We start from the raw sequence: 16252 nt of genomic DNA, 5'->3' as shown, positions 1-16252 counted from the left end.
ACTGACAGAACCATCACTTTAATTTGTACCACTAATGGATGTCTTACCATTGATGATATATACGTGATTGGCCCCTTCTACAGAGAACAATGTTACCTTTCCAAAAATTGGTGAAGCCTCAAAGTTCGGTACGTTTCGCTTGCCTACGATGAGCATCATTTGCTCACCCCGTTCCATGGCTTTCATGAACTCTTGCTCATCCACTTGTTCCATAAGATATTTCTTATCCCATTCGGCGCTACGTTTTATTTTCTTATCCGGGATATGTGATTCTGCATTAATCTTCACAACATCTTTGCCTGTGTAGAATACAAGGCTCGTACTATAGCCATCATAGTAATACACCTTACCATTGAATTGATCCACAATAGGTGTAATCATCACTGCACTACGCTGTACCACTAATGGCCCAATTCCTTCATTAATAACAAGGGCAGACACGAGCAATGTACCTACTGCGGCCAACGCGGGCATCATATATCGGTTATTGTTATACAATGCATATACCAGGCCGATAATCAGCATAACTACTAGTACATATAACAGCAACCAGAATCCCCATGGTACAAAGAAACTACCCACGCAATAGGCAATCCACAACAAAATTGTTGGTCCCGCTATAATCCAGCCATATCGACGAGGCAAACCTGGTCGAATACACTTCATAACACCGATGGCGCCAAGAATACTGAAAGGGATTAAACTAATAAATGTATATAATGGGTATTTCGTAGCCATTAATGTATAAAATACAACGGTACCGATGCCCCAAACCATGTTATATAAATATCCTGGATGCTGGCGTTTCCAACCTTTCACCATGCCATAAATAATGACCCCAGTCCAAGGTAATTGAGCACCCAAGAATATAGCTATGTAGTACCACCAATGATTATCCTCTGGGTGTTCAGATTGTGTAGCTCGCGTCACATTATGTAGGCCTAAAAATCCATCGATGAAAGCTTGCCCATGAGTACTGTACATATAGATGTACCAAGGCGCTGCCACCGCAAAAAACAGCACAATACCTTTCCAATCAAAGATGCGTTTCACCATCGTCCAAGAACGCATGATGAGCCCTGCATAAATGAGTAAAATCAATCCTGGCAATACGATAGCCACGGGCCCCTTTGTAAGCACCCCCAATGCAGCAAACACATAGGCAATGGTCATGCCATATTTTGTGCCCATTACCATGCCCTTGTAGGCATATACCATAGTCCCCAAGGTCATGTACAAGAGTACCATGTCGGTAATAATACCGTGCGCCACCGCCCAAAACATCAAGGATGTACCCATGATAGTCGCTGAAATTAAACCTATCAACCAACGACCAGAGCTAGATGCAATCACTTGGTACAATGTAGCCACTGACAAAGCTCCAAAAAAGGCACTCGGAAGGCGTGCTGCCCAATCCACTATACCAAATATTTTATAGCACAAAGCGATGAGCCAATAAATCATAATTGGTTTATCATACCAAAATTGACCATAAATCTGAGGTGATAACCAGTTACCGGATTCTACCATTTCCTTCGCCGTCAAGGCGTAATTAGATTCCACTGGATCTGTTAATGGGAGAAATGTATTGCCACCCACGAAGAATAGCATACTCACAAAAAACAGAATCGGTGTTAATCGTTGTAATTTCATCTCATCTCTCCTATTATTGATTACGATTTGATGACTTGCTACGATAATATTTCACACCAAATACAACGCCAATGATTACAAATATAGCAATCATAATAATCAAAAACTCATGATTATATTCAATGAGATCTTTCCAGTTTTCACCGAGCTTTTTACCTAACCAAACGAGTAAAATCGTCCAAGGAATTGTTCCTAGTACGGTCCAGATAAAGAACGGTGTCATCGAATATCTTGCCATCCCTGCAGGGAAAGAAATAAATGTACGTACACCAGGTAGCAAACGACCGATAAATACAGCAGCACCACCATATTTATTAAATAATTTTTCTGCCAGTTCAAATTTATGCTCATTAAAGAAAATATATTTACCATATTTGAGCAGTAAAGGACGCCCACCATACTCGCCCATCCAATAGGACAAAACGGAACCTACTATGCCTGCTAATATGCCTACAATAATAGTTGTAGTAGTATCAAATACACCACGAGCAATTAAATACCCTGCAAAACCTAGCACGATTTCACTAGGAATCGGAACATTCGCATTTTCTAGGGTCATCGTAATAAACAATGCCCAATATCCATACTGCTCCATAAACGTAATAATATAATCCATGTATTGCACCTCATAAATAAAACCTCTTGCGAGGTAATTCTGTCAAATCATATAACACTAAATGTTGCCATGTTGCCTATTGCAACACCTTCTATTAGATATCATGGTGAAAGCCACCCAATAGTGCAGCCTCGCCCATTTAAATTTATCTATATAATATATATTCTATCATACATTCAACTGATAGGACAAAAATAAAAACAAAGCCCTGCATCGACATCGCGATTCAGGGCCTGTTAGAGGGTTTAGGACTATCTATTAAATTAAAAGATTATGCAAGTTCTACAGTACTTGTAGTCACTTTGGTAGCGTCTTTAAATCCAGTCAATGCTGTACTGTCACTACCTTCGATGACTTGTTGTGCCACCAGTACATCAGCTGCTGCTTTCGCATCTGCTAGCGTCACATTTTCACGCGGGTTATTGATGGTAACAGAAGATGTTTTACCACCTGCTGTAGCAAATTTAAGATATACCACTACTTTATCAGCCATGAAAATCCTCCTTTCCACAATTACACACACAAATTTGATACTAGTCATCGCCGTATCGGCTGTGTTCGGCTTACTGCAACTAATTCGACACTTCGCCTATAGCCGATATATTCAGCGACAACCAACTAGGATTACGAAATATCCCTATTTACCTAAGGACACTTCATTCACGCGAACCACATCAGCCAATTCCATGCTGAACAATGGTGCAAGAGCCATACCAACCGCCTTGATGGCTTCATCAGTGGCACTTTCAATAACACGAGAATACGTCACATCTTTATAGAGCGGTTCATTCTGTTCATTGAAACCATTAGCGAAACGCAACACCAATTTGGATTCTTTTACTACTCGATCCATCGTATCACCTCCTTTCATACTCATATATTCCAGGAGATGATTAATGTAAAAAAAGTTATGTATAGGAAAAGCCCCCGGCAGAGCCGGGGGCTTTCAGGTAATTATGGTATGGTGTGATATTAGAACCTAGTACGACCTACTCAGGCCTAATGTCTAATTCAGCTACCATTAGCCAACAAATTTTTGTACTGGTGCAGTGCTAGTCAAATGACGTGCAGGCATACCCATTTCTTCAGGAGTGATGCCAAGAGCCAAGCCAATTAATTGGGACATGTGTAAGATAGGCATATCTTTGTCGCCACCCACAACTGCTTTAGCTTCTTTTTGGAACATATCCAATTGCATTTGGCACAATGGGCATGGAGTTACCACGCAATCAGCGCCTTCTTTAGCTGCATCGTTATTGATGGAGCCAGTCATTTGCATTACGGAATCATGTGCAGGGTATACAGCATGGAAACCGCAGCAATCTAATTTACGGGAGAAATCGATTGGGGTTGCACCGATAGCAGTAATTAAATCTGCTAAGGATGTAGGCACTTGATAATCTTCAAAGCCTAATTCTTCTTGTGGACGAAGAATGTGGCAACCATAGTATTCAGCTACACGCAAACCAGTTAAAGGTTTTACGATTTTAGCTTTCAATTTGTCCAAACCGTAATCGCGGATCAACACCCACAAGAAATGAGTTACATCAATAGTACCGCGGTATTGTTTACCGATTTGTGCTAATTGTTTGTTAACTTCTTCTTTTTTAGCTGCGTCTTTGTCTAATTCGTTTTTAGCTTCGCGAAGCATCAAAGTACAAGTATTACATACAGTTAAAAGGTTCAAACCTTTTTCTTCTGCCAATGCAATATTACGAGCATTAGTAGCAAGTGTAACTTCTGGAGCGATGTCTTGTACATGAGATGCGCCACAGCAAGTCCAACCATCAAGTTCTTCTATTTCGATACCTAATTTACGAGCGACTGCAACGGTTGCTAAGTAATCTTCTTTCGCTGCGCTTTCAAGTACGCAACCTGGGAAAAATGCGTATTTCATTATTTACTTGCCTCCTCTGCTGCTTTCACAAGTGTACGAACGCCATCGATACCATTAACTGGTTTTTGTGGAACGATAAGTTCGAATGGATTGATTTTGCTGTGTTTCCACAAACGCAATGCATACACTGCTTGTTTAGCGGAATCTACAACACCATCAGATTTCAAGCTCATAGAAACTTCTTTCAAACGACCAGTTTTCATCAAGTCGTCTTTGAAAGCTACTGCATGGCGTACACCTTTGCTGTCTGTCAAGCCAGCTTTTGTAGCTTCTTTACGCAAGTTAGAAATATCTTGAGCAGGTTTTAAATGTTTAGGGCAACGGGAGATACAGTTCATGCAATGAACGCAATTCCATACGCCATTATCGAATGCAGGTTTGATGTGAGCCATAGGAGCATCATCGCGGCTATCCAATACGAAACGGTTAGCTTTTGTGAATACATATGGTTCTAAGAAGTCATCTTGACGTGCAGTCAATTTATTACATTCGGAAACACAGCAACCGCAAAGGATACATTCTGTACCAGCCACGAATTTTTTGAAGTCTTTTGGAGTTTGACGAACGATTTTGTCGCCTTCGTTAAACTCAGCTTTCAAGAAGATCCAAGGAGCAACCGTACGGAGACGATCAACTTTGGATTCCCAGTCAACAACTAAGTCACGAAGAACCTTAAAGTTGCCAATAGGAGCAATTTCGATTTCATCAGAGCCAAAACGTTCTGTGATTTCGTCGATTTTAGATTCACAGCCAAGCATTGCTTCGCCGTTTACACGGATGGAGCAAGCGCCGCAAACTGCGGAACGACAAGCTGCCAAGAAAGTCAATGTAGGATCTTGTTCATCTTTAATTTTTTGTAAGCCCCATAAAAGAGTACGGTCTGGTTCATAATCAAAAGAGAAGGACTGTACATATGCGCGGCCTTGTTGGTAACGGTGGATATGATAGGTGATTTGTCTCATCTTAGTACTTCCTTTCTTCTGGTTGGTATTTAGTGAACACTACAGGACGTGTAGACATTTCATATTCGCCATCTTCGCGTAATTTTTGGATGGAATGAACGAGATAATTTTCGTCATCACGTTTAGTATAATCATCACGAGTATGAGCACCGCGGGATTCTTTACGCCAAAGCGCACCAGAAACGATAGCTTTCGCTACTGTTAACATGGAACCGATTTCACAGTAGTTTACGAATGCCATGTTGTAATTGCGATCAGTATCACCTACATAGCAAGTTTTGTAGTCTTCGATTAATGCGTTAACTTCGTTCAATGCTTCTGTCATACGTGCTTCATCACGGAAGATACCACATTTATTCCACATTGCATTAGCCAAAGCATCACGAATTTCTACTACTGGACGACCAGCTGTACGGCCAGTTACTTCTTTGAATTTACCTTCCCAAGCCTCTGCACATGCTTGTAATTCAGCATCACAGTTGATTTGGTCATGTTTTTCAGCATAGTCTGCTGCACCAGCACCAGATACTTTACCGAATACAACGCCGTCAGCTAGGGAGTTACCACCTAAACGGTTGGCACCGTGGATGGAGATATTGGAACATTCGCCAGATGCGAACAAACCATTGATTTCAGTAGCACAAGTTTTGTAGTCCACAACGTCGATACCACCCATGATGTAGTGATTTGTAGGACGAATAGGTACTGGTTGTACCAATGGATCACAATGTTCGAAACACATAGCAAGGTCGCGGATACCATGAAGTTTTTCGATGATAACTTCTGGTCCCAAGTGACGAAGGTCAGCCACTACATACGCATCAAGACCTGTACCACCAAAGCCACGGCCTTCAGCGATTTCTACTTCGATAGCTTTCGCAACAACGTCACGAGATGCTAATTCCATTTTGTTTGGCGCATATTTTTTCATGAAACGTTCGCCTTCGGAATTAAGAAGGTACCCACCTTCACCACGAACGGCTTCGGACATCAAGATACCAGTTTTACCAAGGCCAGTTGGATGGAATTGAATCATTTCCATATCTTTCAAACCACAACCTGCACGGAATGCTGCTGCCATACCATCGCCTGTGGAAAGGAATGGGTTAGTTGTACGAGTCCAGAATATACGACCAGCACCGCCAGTAGACATTACAATAGCTTTTGCTTTGATAGTTTCTACTTTGCCTTCTTTCATGTTCCAGATAACTGCGCCACCAAGAACACCATCAACTTGGATTAAATCCAATAAGTACCATTCTTGTAAGAAGTGTACGCCTTCTTTTAGGCATTGTTCATAAGTTGTGTGAAGAATAACGTGACCAGTTTTATCCGCACTGTAGCTAGTACGTGGGTAAGATTGACCACCGAAATTACGTTGTGCAATTTTGTTTTCTGCTGTACGAGAGAATGGAGCACCCATATGGTCCATTTCAAGAACGCCTTCTGGACATTTAGAGCAGAAGAATTCGATCGCATCTTGGTCACCAAGATAGTCAGACCCTTTTACTGTATCGAAAGTATGTGTTTCGATAGTGTCTTCTGGTGCCACATTGTTCAAGCAAGCATTAACGCCACCTTGTGCCATTGCTGTTGCAGAACGTGTTGGGAAAATTTTTGTAATAAGCGCAACATTCAAGCCTTTACGACGACCTACTTCTAAAGCCGCACGCATACCTGCGCCGCCGCTACCTACTACTAGAACATCAAACTGTTCCATAATTACCTCCTCATAACTACCTATTACTTAAGAAAACTGAATTGGCATAAAATATTTGTACCCGACTCTACCATCACTTTATAGATTAACGAATAAATTTGGACTACCATTCATTTATTCGACATCGTATATAAATACTTTTGATAACCTGATTAAATTTTCTTAACGAAAACCTAGCACTTGCAAGGCTTTCTCCTATAGCTTTACATATAATTATAGTTGTCATTTTCTTGTATGTCTAAACCTTATTTAGCATAATTAATTTCTAGCTCTATAAATGAAAATCCATATCATTACTTATATTTATTCATTGGTAAGGGACAAAGATTTACTCCTAGTGTTTCATAACTTGTGACATATTTCATAGCCATATAGAATAATTCAGTTCCCTCAAATTTAAAATTTCCACTTTAAAATAACCTCCATCTAATCCTATAGTTACTGATTTTATCCCCCTTAGGCTAAAATGATATGATCTAATTCCCACTAAATCAGTAAAGAATTTACAACTATTACTATCAACAGCAATGACGATTCACCAACTAAATCCACTGTATATTTACTAGGATATCATTACTTGAAAATCATTATCATAAGAATTTTATGTATATTTCCAAAATTAGCAAATCCCCCTTGTATTATGCAGATACGGCAATTATCGATATAGTTTTTTTGGCTTTCATCCATTGAATAAAACTACAACTCTAAAAAAGACCGTACTTTTACCATTACCGATATCATCGAAATTAATAAATAAGCATAATAGGAAAAACCCAGACTGGTTAAATTCATGTTCTACTCATGAGAATTAAATAAGGTATAATATATATAAGATAAAGTAGGCCCCCTAGATCTACGATGAATTGTATTTCGCCGCCACCGGCAGAATGGAAGGATCCTATGAAAATTCTCCTCGTCGAAGACGAAGAAATGTTAAATAATATAACAGCCAAATATTTACATGCCGAAAGAATGACTGTAGACAGCTGCTTTGATGGTCAGCAAGCCCTCGATTATATCAGTACCTCTAGCTATGACGTAATCGTTATGGATATTATGATGCCTGTACTGGACGGTATCCAAACATTGAAACAATTGCGTGCCGATGGCAATACAACGCCAGTATTGTTATTAACAGCAAAGGACTCCCTACAAGATAAGGTGAGTGGCCTCAACACTGGTGCTGATGATTATCTGGTAAAACCATTTGAATTTGAGGAACTCATTGCGCGCATTTACGCCCTCGCGCGTCGTGGTGCCAACCATGCTCAAAATGACCTCATCGTGGGGCCATTGGTAATTAATGTGCCTCAACGTTCCGTAAAACGCGATGGTGTGGCCGTGAACCTGACAGCGAAGGAATTCGATTTGCTCTACTATTTAGCCAGCAACGAAAATATTGTGCTGTCTCGTCAACAAATTCTCGATCATGTATGGGAATATGATTATGAAAGCTACTCAAACCTCATCGACGTATATATCAAAGATCTCCGCAAGAAAATTGATACAGATGATAAAGTAAAACTCATTCAAACTGTACGTGGGGTCGGCTATGTTCTCAAAACTGAAAATTAATATAGAACAGCTATTCAACCGCTGGCCCATTACATTCCGCATCATGGCATGGTACAGTATTTTCCTCACCTTAATGCTCTTGATGTTGGCCACCTTCGTGTTCCAGTTCAGTCATCGTTGGGAGACCTCCGAGGTTCGCGATCGTCTCCAACGCATTACCATAACCGCAGCTTCCGACTTACGCAGTTTCAAACCATATCGAGAAGGGGTATTCTTTATTACCTACACGCAAGAGGGCTTGATTACGCGCGGTGCTCTACCTGATGGATTCCCAACACAAACGCCGATGTCACCGAACCAAGTGAGTGAAATTTTAACGGAGAACTCCACGTATTACTATTATGATACGCCTATCCACTCCCCTGAATTTAGCGGTTGGTTCCGGGCCATTGCGCCAATTCGTAATACCGATACCCGTACACTCAGTATGATGTATGGTCTATTGCTGGGTACCGTAGCATTCCTCATGATTGCCTCTATCGGCGCCTATATTCTTATCAAACGAGGGCTCAAGCCTCTGCGGAATATTACGAACGCTGCCCGCCTCATCGGTAAAAACAATGACCTCAGCCAACGGCTAAATATTCCCGATGGCGGTCGTGACGAGCTTTATGAATTGACCACAACCTTCAATGGTATGCTGGATAGCTTAGAAAATTCATCCAACCGCGAAAAACGATTTAACTCAGACGTGTCTCATGAATTGCGTACACCTATAGCCGTCATTCAAGCATCTAGTGAATTTGCCCTTAAACATGCAAAGGACCTAGACACGGCTAAGGAGGAATTGACACACATCCTAACGCAGGCAAAATTCATGACAGCCCTCGTATCTCAATTATTAGACATTACCCGCCTTGATCAAGCTCATAATGTGGTAATGGATACGCTAGACGCAACAGATATGCTCCAAGGTGTGGCACAGGACTATACACGACTCTGTACGGAAACTAATGTGACGTTTACCGCTGATATCGCACCAAACCTGATGGTTCACGGGCACGCCGTATCATTGCGCCGCGCCATTGGCAACATTATCGATAACGCCATTAAATTCACCAACTCCACCATTCACCTTAGTGCCTATCGTGAGGGGCCATCCATCTTTGTGAAAGTCACAGACAATGGTGAAGGTATTGAACAAGAAAACCTATCCCGCATTTGGGATCGTTTGTATCAAACAGATAAATCTCGTAACCGTAATAGCAATAAAGGCATTGGCTTGGGACTCTATTTCGTTAGCAAGGTCGTGGGACTCCATCACGGTCAAGTGAAAGCCGAAAGTGAACCTAATGTGGCCACATCCTTCATAATTGAATTGCCTGCCATGAAATAGAGAAAAAGAATATCTCCTGTTAATCCCCTTAGATTCCAGTATTTATCTATACTTTTTAAATCACTAGTATTTCGAATAGGATTGTGAAAAAATACATTATTTTTTCATTTTATTTTCATATTTCAAAGTTATACTTATAGTATCAAATGAGGCAATGATGACAATCCCTAATCACATTGCATGATCGTATTTATCTCCCGACAAGTATACAAACCCCAAACACACATACTTGTTTAAATACTACTCATTTGATGTTAATACTAACACTCCCCTTACATGGAAAAAGCGCTCCTTTGGAGCGCTTTTTCCTTTGTGGAATTAATAATAGATACCGGATCACTCTTCACTCATCACATAATATTGATAATGTACCCTCTTGAAATTCACTGTGCCTATGCTATAATAATTTTAGGCAAAGAGATTTTTAAGTCTATCAAGGCAAAGGCCCTAGTAGTTACCGCTACTAGGGCCTTCTAACATTATAACGCTAATGCTGGAGCGCCGGCTGCTTGCCCGCGGCTATCTACGCAACCATTTGCAAATATAGTCGGCAACTATACTTGCCACTATAGACAGCAAGAAAGAGATGATTAAGTCTAACAAATTTTCACCCCCTTTCCCAAAATGGTCAAGGCGGTGGGGCACTTTAATTATATAGCTTTTTTCTGATTCACGTTGTTCGTCAATGGTCACCTAAATTCCTAATAAGGAGCATTCATTACTAAATTAAATGTTGATTTACATCACTAACCTGAGTTCACAACTTCAAGGCATTTATACATTCTATTGTTATGACAACTTTAAAGACAACCGATCAGAAAGCAACTAACTTCAAATATAAGGAGAGCCCAACTAACCAAGATTAGTTGGGCTCTCCTTATATTTGAAATATTTTTCTAAAAGTTCTTTACAGGAACATATGACACTAGTAATGAAACACGTTTTATCCTATAAGCCTTATAATGTTAGAACCCCCTAGTAGCGTCCATCTACTAGGGGGGGCTTCAGTGAAAGATTTCACTCACTTTATGCTTCGAGTATAGCATAAAAAAACTAAAAAAATAGTGGTTCGTTCACTCAATTTTCACACATCACGATTCGATTAGGTTTCACCAATTCATACACCATATCCGCCAAGTAAAAGCAGCCCGTAAGCACCATCAATACATTAATGTCCATCATGCCATATAATATATCGATGCCTCGCACCATGGCAGCCAACGTTGCTACGAACGTAACGATAGGCATAACTCCACCGAGAACATATTGATAACGGTGGAGTTTTTTTACTTGCTTAATGATGGAAATTGGTAAAAAATCATCGTTACTAACTGTTATGTCATTTAATGTTCCTAAATTAATCATCTTGTTGTTTTTCCTTCAACATCTCCACTAACTGCATCAAACTAATCTTATAAATTTTCCCCACCACGGCGATTGTATTTTCATAGAGCATGGCACGAAGGTCTACTAATTTCTTCCGAATCGGCCCTGGTGTGATAAAATAAAATGCATCATTATGGACTAGTACATTGGCAATTTGAATAACGGCCTCACAATTGTCGCCCTCTCGCACCAATGATGCCGCAGCCTTACGCAGTTTAAATTCATATTCACCACTCACATCACGAAAACTTCGTATATGCCGGTCTTTTTTCGTTCCAAACGGATACATTTTTTCTCATTAATGTCTTCCTTTTCTGACGCATCATGCAGTCCGGGGATGCAGAAATCTACGTTGTGATTGCTTTCATCATAGGTAATCTGCATGCGTGGATTTAAGAGGCACTGGGCCACAATCGTTTCAATACGTTCCATATCTATACACTGTTCCTTTCTAAACGAAATTGGAATTATTAGTTCCCTATTGATTTCGTGAGATCATTGGATTCCTATTATTTCATGAAATCATTAGGTACCTATCGATTCCGTCAACAACTCGATCACTTGTACGAGGCTGATGTGGTAGCGAATTCCTTTCACAGGAATTCGCTTCGTGCTGATAAGGTTATCATAACTGTCGATGATTTTGAGATGGCCCGTTACCCGATAGGTCTAACAGCTCACGGACCTTGTCCGGTTTCGGCAAAATGACAAGAACTATGCCACGAATTAAATCAATTCCAGTGGTGCCCGCCGTATCAGTGACTAGGTCTCTGTTATTATTAGTTTTCATAATATCATCTCTCCTTATCACACTACTAGAGTTGTATCAGATGCCGAGTATTACTACCCGGCACCTGATGAGTGATAGATATATATCTATTCCCTTACAAGCACAGTATAACAAGGGAGAGTGACAAAAAATGACGGTGGGAATGGGGGCTGAAAAATTTTTATTGAGTGAATAGTTGTAGCCTCTACTATATATTTTGGTGTATTGGCACCCCAATTTATGATATAACGCGCCCCTTGGAGCGTAGGCTGTTTACCCTCGGCTATCTATCCAACCATTTGCAAATATAGTGGCTCACTATAATACCAACAAATTACAAAATATACAGTACGCCGAGTAAAGTGGTTCACTTGTCAAGACAAAAAATCCGCTATTTTTTAATGAACTTTATGCTGCTACATAATCAATTAACAAGGCTGGATAATACATCTCAGCCGGCGTATGATGGTGGATGGAAGAATGGGTTCGTTCAAAATTGTAAGTGTGGATATAGTGCTTAATAGCCTGACGTGCCTCTTTGATATTAGCATATTGGGTCAGATACGCTTCTTCATACTTGAAACTGCGGAACCAACGTTCTATCATTATATTATCGGCCCAACGGCTCTTTCCATCCATACTTTGACGCACTCCGTTGACACGTAAATATTCCATATATTCTACACTAGTAAATTGGCATCCCTGGTCAGAATTCAGGATGAGTGGTTTGGCTACTTTGAATGCCTTACGCAACGCAGCAATCACCATTCGCGTATCCAAAGTGTCATCGACTTCCCAGCCAACAATACAGCGACTGTACCAGTCAATCACAGCTGTAAGATAGAGAAATCCGTGCTTGATGGGAATATAGGTAATATCGATAGACCACGCTTGGTTCGGCCGGGTAATGACAGCATGTCGTAACAAATAGGGACAAACTTTGGCTTGCTGCATCCGTTTAGAAAGATTCATTTTGGGATAGATTGGATCAATTCCCATTTCTGTCATGTAATGACGGGCTTTGCGGCGGCCTACAGCATATCCGCGGCGTTTCAATTGCGTCGCCATTTGTCGGGCCCCCCAGGCGGGGTTATCCGTATGCAGACGGTCTATAATGGCTTTACATTCCAGTTCTTCCTGAGATACAGGGGTGCCCGTATAATAGATGCTGGTGCGGTTTATATGCAGTAAATAGGCACCTGTACGGGCAGGAAGTTCCTTAGTCGTCAAAAGGTTTCGGACTAAATTTACTTTCGTAGTCAGGTCCAAGTATTTCTGTAGATTTTTTTTTCAGCCAGTCCACCTGCATGGTGAGCTGGCCAACCTTCTTGGCATAGGCGGCTTTTTCTTTGCGTTCCGCTTCTAATTTTTCTTTAATGTTTTCTTCCCGAGAATCGTCAAATACGATGGAAGCCTTTTCAAGAAATTCCTTCTTCCAATTGCGCAGCAAGTTAGGCTGAATGCTATTTTGGGTGGCAATCGTATTGAGATCGATTTCCCCCTTCAGTAATTCAAGCACAAGGTCAGATTTAAATTTAGCGGTAAAATTCCTGCGTTTTCTGGACATGATTTGAACCTTCTTTCGTATGATAAATACAGTATAGCAGGTTCATTAAAAACGTGCTCAGAAAATGTCTGAATTTATGATACCATTATAGAGTGGCGAATTTTCTACAAAATAATCCCCAAAAGCTAAAAATAGCTATAAATCCAGTAAACAAGCGATTAATTACCATTTTGTTGTTGTTTCGCAAGCTTGAACAACGCTCATACCCCTTGCCAATGATTTTCTAAAAAAATTAGCCCAGCTTTCAGCTAGGCTAATTTTAAGAAAATCTATTCCCACTCGATATGTCCATTGATATTGTTTTATATAAATAGCATAAAATCAAGGTTTTTATTGTCGATTTTAGTCCTATTATCTATTTTATTTCTGTTTATCTGATTTTTTGCAAGCATATTGCAAGCATGAAACATTAAACCAAATAAATTAATCTGCCAATTCTTTTTCCACTTTTTCAACCATTGCATTATAATGTCTTTCGTCTAGCTCTTGCACCATTTTTAAAATATCATTTATTACTGTTTGGCTACTAGCATCTAAAACTTCAGTATCTAATTCTTCAAGAACATTAATTTTTTTTCATGAGAATATATGTTTATAAATTTATATATTCTTTCTCTAACTATATCATTGTCATCTCCTGGCAAAGCAGCATTCAGTAGTGCCATTAAATCCGCCCGTTGCTTTGGAAATTTAAAGCTCAAAAATGATTCAACAAGTTTTCTTGCAACATTCCCACAAAAAATCATTTCTTGTTTCGATAAAGTTTTATCTTTCAAAGAATACACCATGTTAAAAATATAGTCATATTCAGTGGCTTGTTTTAGACCTTCTCCCCCATCATTCAAAAAAGCAAATCTTACTCCATTATCAAATTTATTTTCGATTCTATATATGCTGTAATTAGGATATTTTTTATTATCAACTTTAATATGTTTTTTATTAAACCATCCAAATACTAGCGAAAAGAAATTATAATTATGTGTCAATAAAAATAATTGTTTTGCTTTATCACATTCAGACTTCATATATGCATATGCGGAAAAAAGTTTATTTGAATCAAAACTAGAGATTGGATCATCAATTACAAGAATAGTATCTTCTATTTTTTGCCCATTTTCCTTAATTTTTGTTATAAAATAAATAAATGCTATCGCCGTTTTTTCTCCTTCACTTAAGTTCTTTGCTTCTTCTCTACCATTTCTATAAATCTTATATCCTTTTTCATTTTTATCAAATTCTATAGTTATCTCTCCATAGCCCAAAAAGTTTTCAAGTTTTTTATTAAATTCCTCGGCTCCTAAAGTTTCATTAGATAGCTTATTTTCTAGTGCTGTATATTCTATTTTCTTTTTATCACATTCTTCTTTTATTTTTTTCAAATTATCCTCAGATTGTTGCAGTGTCACTTCTTTGTCATTATACTGCAACTGTTCAATTTGTTCTTGAATATAATGCCGTTCCATACACTTTTTAGCTTCACTTATAACAGCATCAAAATTAGCTACTTTCTCATTATGCAGGTCAATATATGCCTTTATTTTATTTATTAACGAATTCAATTCATTAAAAGAGTTTATTAATTTATCTGCATCAAATGTATTCTCAAGTTTTTCAAATGGTTTTTTCTGTTTTTCTTTTAAGACTTCAACATAAACTTCTATCTCTCTGTTGACTAATTGTGAAATTTTCCTAAACTCAAAATTTTGCTCTTTCACTTGCTCCAATAGTTCATCATAAAAATCACTTTCATCTATTAAAATTATATCCGCATTAATTTTTAAGGACTCCCAACTATTTATAGATAAGACAATCCCTGAATTTAGCTCGCTTAATGCATTGCTAAAATGAGCATCTAGCATTTCTAATCTTTCATCACTAATACTAGAACCACAAAACGCACATGTTTTTCTATGTTCGATTTTATGTAAATTTAAACCATTTTCAACCCAAGCCGATAATTGAGAATTATTTTTTAATTCCTCTATTACTCTTGAAGTTACAGTTCTATCAATTAATTCACTAGTTTTTTGAATTTCCTTTCGAATATTATCTATACTTAAAATGTCTATCTTTTTTGTAATAGCCTCTTTTTTTATTGGTCTTGCTTTTTTGATTACACTATCCAACTCGTCATTTCTAATTAAATCACTTTTAGATATAGGATTATTTTGATCTTCAATCAGTGATAAAACTTTTGTTTTATTATAATTCATATAATAATTATCAGCCGTATCCAATAATTGAAAATTATTTTTTACATTTTTCCCAATATTAGTCAATATTTTCTGTAATTCCTTTTCTTCATCTTGTAAATCTTTTTCTTTATTTTCAATTTCCTTTAGTATCCCTACAGCACTTCCATCTCCATATAATTCATTTTTTAATAAATTATATGACTTCATTTCCTCAATATTTTTTTCGTCTAACAACAATATACTTTTTAAAATTCCATTCCAATCTATATTATCTTTTATAAAATCTTCATTAAATACCTTTATAGATTCAGTCGATATAGGAAACTGATTTTCAGCGTATACTGTACCATCTATACAAATCGAAGTTTTAAAACCATTATATACTTCAGCGATATTCTTTCCATTTAGCGAACTAAATAATCTTGATAATGTACTTTTCCCTGAACCATTCCATCCATATATTAAATTATATTGTTTAAATTCATTAATTTTGCAAGAAGTAAAATTTTTATATATCCCTAGATTTTCTATTTTTTCAATCTTTGTAATCATAATATCTCCTTCCCCATTATATCC

At 38.5% G+C, this 16252-nt stretch carries 16 protein-coding genes; 3 read left to right on the top strand and 13 right to left on the bottom strand.

The features are described from left to right. Positions 1-18: 18 nt before the first annotated feature. From RVY80_RS04405 to RVY80_RS04375, 7 genes are all read right to left on the bottom strand, one after another. A complete protein-coding gene (locus tag RVY80_RS04405) occupies positions 19-1653 on the bottom strand; it encodes an ArnT family glycosyltransferase (RefSeq protein ID WP_295193406.1) in 1635 nt (544 codons plus the stop codon). Positions 1654-1666: 13 nt separating this feature from the next. After that, positions 1667-2269: a DedA family protein gene (locus RVY80_RS04400; protein ID WP_295193404.1), complete on the bottom strand. Its 603-nt coding sequence runs from the start codon at positions 2267-2269 to the stop codon at positions 1667-1669. Between the two features lie 271 nt (positions 2270-2540). Then, entirely contained in the window at positions 2541-2762 is a 222-nt protein-coding gene (locus RVY80_RS04395; protein WP_295193403.1) for a DUF2922 domain-containing protein, read from the bottom strand. A gap of 144 nt (positions 2763-2906) precedes the next feature. Then, positions 2907-3122: a DUF1659 domain-containing protein gene (locus RVY80_RS04390; protein ID WP_295193400.1), complete on the bottom strand. Its 216-nt coding sequence runs from the start codon at positions 3120-3122 to the stop codon at positions 2907-2909. 168 nt (positions 3123-3290) lie between these two features. Then, positions 3291-4166 (bottom strand): CoB--CoM heterodisulfide reductase iron-sulfur subunit B family protein, encoded by an 876-nt coding sequence (locus tag RVY80_RS04385; RefSeq protein ID WP_295188423.1) that lies wholly within the window; start codon positions 4164-4166, stop codon positions 3291-3293. After that, positions 4166-5128, bottom strand: coding sequence for a succinate dehydrogenase/fumarate reductase iron-sulfur subunit (locus RVY80_RS04380; protein WP_295188426.1), 963 nt, complete (start codon positions 5126-5128; stop codon positions 4166-4168). Before RVY80_RS04380 ends, RVY80_RS04385 begins: the two co-directional genes overlap by 1 nt. Position 5129: 1 nt before the next feature. Beyond that, positions 5130-6848 carry an FAD-binding protein gene (locus RVY80_RS04375; protein ID WP_317329779.1) on the bottom strand — a complete coding sequence of 573 codons (1719 nt, stop codon included), beginning with the start codon at positions 6846-6848 and terminating at the stop codon, positions 5130-5132. 900 nt (positions 6849-7748) lie between these two features. On the opposite strand from RVY80_RS04375, the gene RVY80_RS04370 reads away from it, so the two are divergent. Further along, entirely contained in the window at positions 7749-8423 is a 675-nt protein-coding gene (locus RVY80_RS04370) for a response regulator transcription factor (protein ID WP_317329807.1), read from the top strand. Between the two features lie 43 nt (positions 8424-8466). Then, positions 8467-9759, top strand: coding sequence for a sensor histidine kinase (locus tag RVY80_RS04365; RefSeq protein ID WP_295188431.1), 1293 nt, complete (start codon positions 8467-8469; stop codon positions 9757-9759). Between the two features lie 1077 nt (positions 9760-10836). On the opposite strand, the gene RVY80_RS04360 is transcribed toward RVY80_RS04365, so the two are convergent. From RVY80_RS04360 to RVY80_RS04350, 3 genes are read right to left on the bottom strand one after another with little or no spacing between them, the layout of a single operon-like run. Next, positions 10837-11124, bottom strand: a complete 288-nt coding sequence (locus RVY80_RS04360) for a hypothetical protein (protein ID WP_317329778.1) — start codon at positions 11122-11124, stop codon at positions 10837-10839. Next, entirely contained in the window at positions 11117-11383 is a 267-nt protein-coding gene (locus tag RVY80_RS04355; RefSeq protein WP_317329777.1) for a hypothetical protein, read from the bottom strand. The genes RVY80_RS04360 and RVY80_RS04355 overlap by 8 nt, the downstream gene beginning before the upstream one ends. After that, entirely contained in the window at positions 11380-11577 is a 198-nt protein-coding gene (locus tag RVY80_RS04350) for a hypothetical protein (RefSeq protein ID WP_317329776.1), read from the bottom strand. The genes RVY80_RS04355 and RVY80_RS04350 overlap by 4 nt, the downstream gene beginning before the upstream one ends. 84 nt (positions 11578-11661) lie before the next feature. On the opposite strand from RVY80_RS04350, the gene RVY80_RS04345 reads away from it, so the two are divergent. Continuing rightward, complete coding sequence (locus RVY80_RS04345) at positions 11662-11853, top strand: hypothetical protein (RefSeq protein WP_317329775.1); 192 nt, start codon at positions 11662-11664, stop codon at positions 11851-11853. Positions 11854-12322: 469 nt separating this feature from the next. Here the strand turns inward: RVY80_RS04345 and RVY80_RS04340 are convergent, their stop codons facing one another. The 3 genes from RVY80_RS04340 to RVY80_RS04330 all read right to left on the bottom strand — a co-directional run bounded on the left by RVY80_RS04340 (position 12323) and on the right by RVY80_RS04330 (position 16228). Next, positions 12323-13144, bottom strand: a complete 822-nt coding sequence (locus tag RVY80_RS04340; protein ID WP_317329774.1) for an IS3 family transposase — start codon at positions 13142-13144, stop codon at positions 12323-12325. Continuing rightward, positions 13134-13481, bottom strand: coding sequence for a transposase (locus tag RVY80_RS04335; RefSeq protein WP_317329773.1), 348 nt, complete (start codon positions 13479-13481; stop codon positions 13134-13136). Before RVY80_RS04335 ends, RVY80_RS04340 begins: the two co-directional genes overlap by 11 nt. A gap of 548 nt (positions 13482-14029) precedes the next feature. Further along, complete coding sequence (locus RVY80_RS04330) at positions 14030-16228, bottom strand: AAA family ATPase (RefSeq protein WP_317329772.1); 2199 nt, start codon at positions 16226-16228, stop codon at positions 14030-14032. Between the last annotated feature and the right edge of the window lie 24 nt (positions 16229-16252).

Source organism: Veillonella absiana (assembly GCF_032970865.1).
GTDB lineage: Bacteria > Bacillota > Negativicutes > Veillonellales > Veillonellaceae > Veillonella > Veillonella absiana.
This window is presented reverse-complemented; position numbering and strand designations above follow the sequence as displayed.

Coding starts and splice junctions, on each gene's coding strand:
- RVY80_RS04405 (WP_295193406.1), bottom strand. CDS start 1,653: ATGAAATTACAACGATTAACACCGATTCTGTTTTTTGTGAGTATGCTA.
- RVY80_RS04345 (WP_317329775.1), top strand. CDS start 11,662: ATGAAATCATTAGGTACCTATCGATTCCGTCAACAACTCGATCACTTG.
- RVY80_RS04380 (WP_295188426.1), bottom strand. CDS start 5,128: ATGAGACAAATCACCTATCATATCCACCGTTACCAACAAGGCCGCGCA.
- RVY80_RS04375 (WP_317329779.1), bottom strand. CDS start 6,848: ATGGAACAGTTTGATGTTCTAGTAGTAGGTAGCGGCGGCGCAGGTATG.
- RVY80_RS04360 (WP_317329778.1), bottom strand. CDS start 11,124: ATGATTAATTTAGGAACATTAAATGACATAACAGTTAGTAACGATGAT.
- RVY80_RS04370 (WP_317329807.1), top strand. CDS start 7,749: ATGAAAATTCTCCTCGTCGAAGACGAAGAAATGTTAAATAATATAACA.
- RVY80_RS04395 (WP_295193403.1), bottom strand. CDS start 2,762: ATGGCTGATAAAGTAGTGGTATATCTTAAATTTGCTACAGCAGGTGGT.
- RVY80_RS04385 (WP_295188423.1), bottom strand. CDS start 4,166: ATGAAATACGCATTTTTCCCAGGTTGCGTACTTGAAAGCGCAGCGAAA.
- RVY80_RS04365 (WP_295188431.1), top strand. CDS start 8,467: ATGGCATGGTACAGTATTTTCCTCACCTTAATGCTCTTGATGTTGGCC.
- RVY80_RS04400 (WP_295193404.1), bottom strand. CDS start 2,269: ATGGATTATATTATTACGTTTATGGAGCAGTATGGATATTGGGCATTG.
- RVY80_RS04330 (WP_317329772.1), bottom strand. CDS start 16,228: ATGATTACAAAGATTGAAAAAATAGAAAATCTAGGGATATATAAAAAT.
- RVY80_RS04335 (WP_317329773.1), bottom strand. CDS start 13,481: ATGTCCAGAAAACGCAGGAATTTTACCGCTAAATTTAAATCTGACCTT.
- RVY80_RS04390 (WP_295193400.1), bottom strand. CDS start 3,122: ATGGATCGAGTAGTAAAAGAATCCAAATTGGTGTTGCGTTTCGCTAAT.
- RVY80_RS04350 (WP_317329776.1), bottom strand. CDS start 11,577: ATGGAACGTATTGAAACGATTGTGGCCCAGTGCCTCTTAAATCCACGC.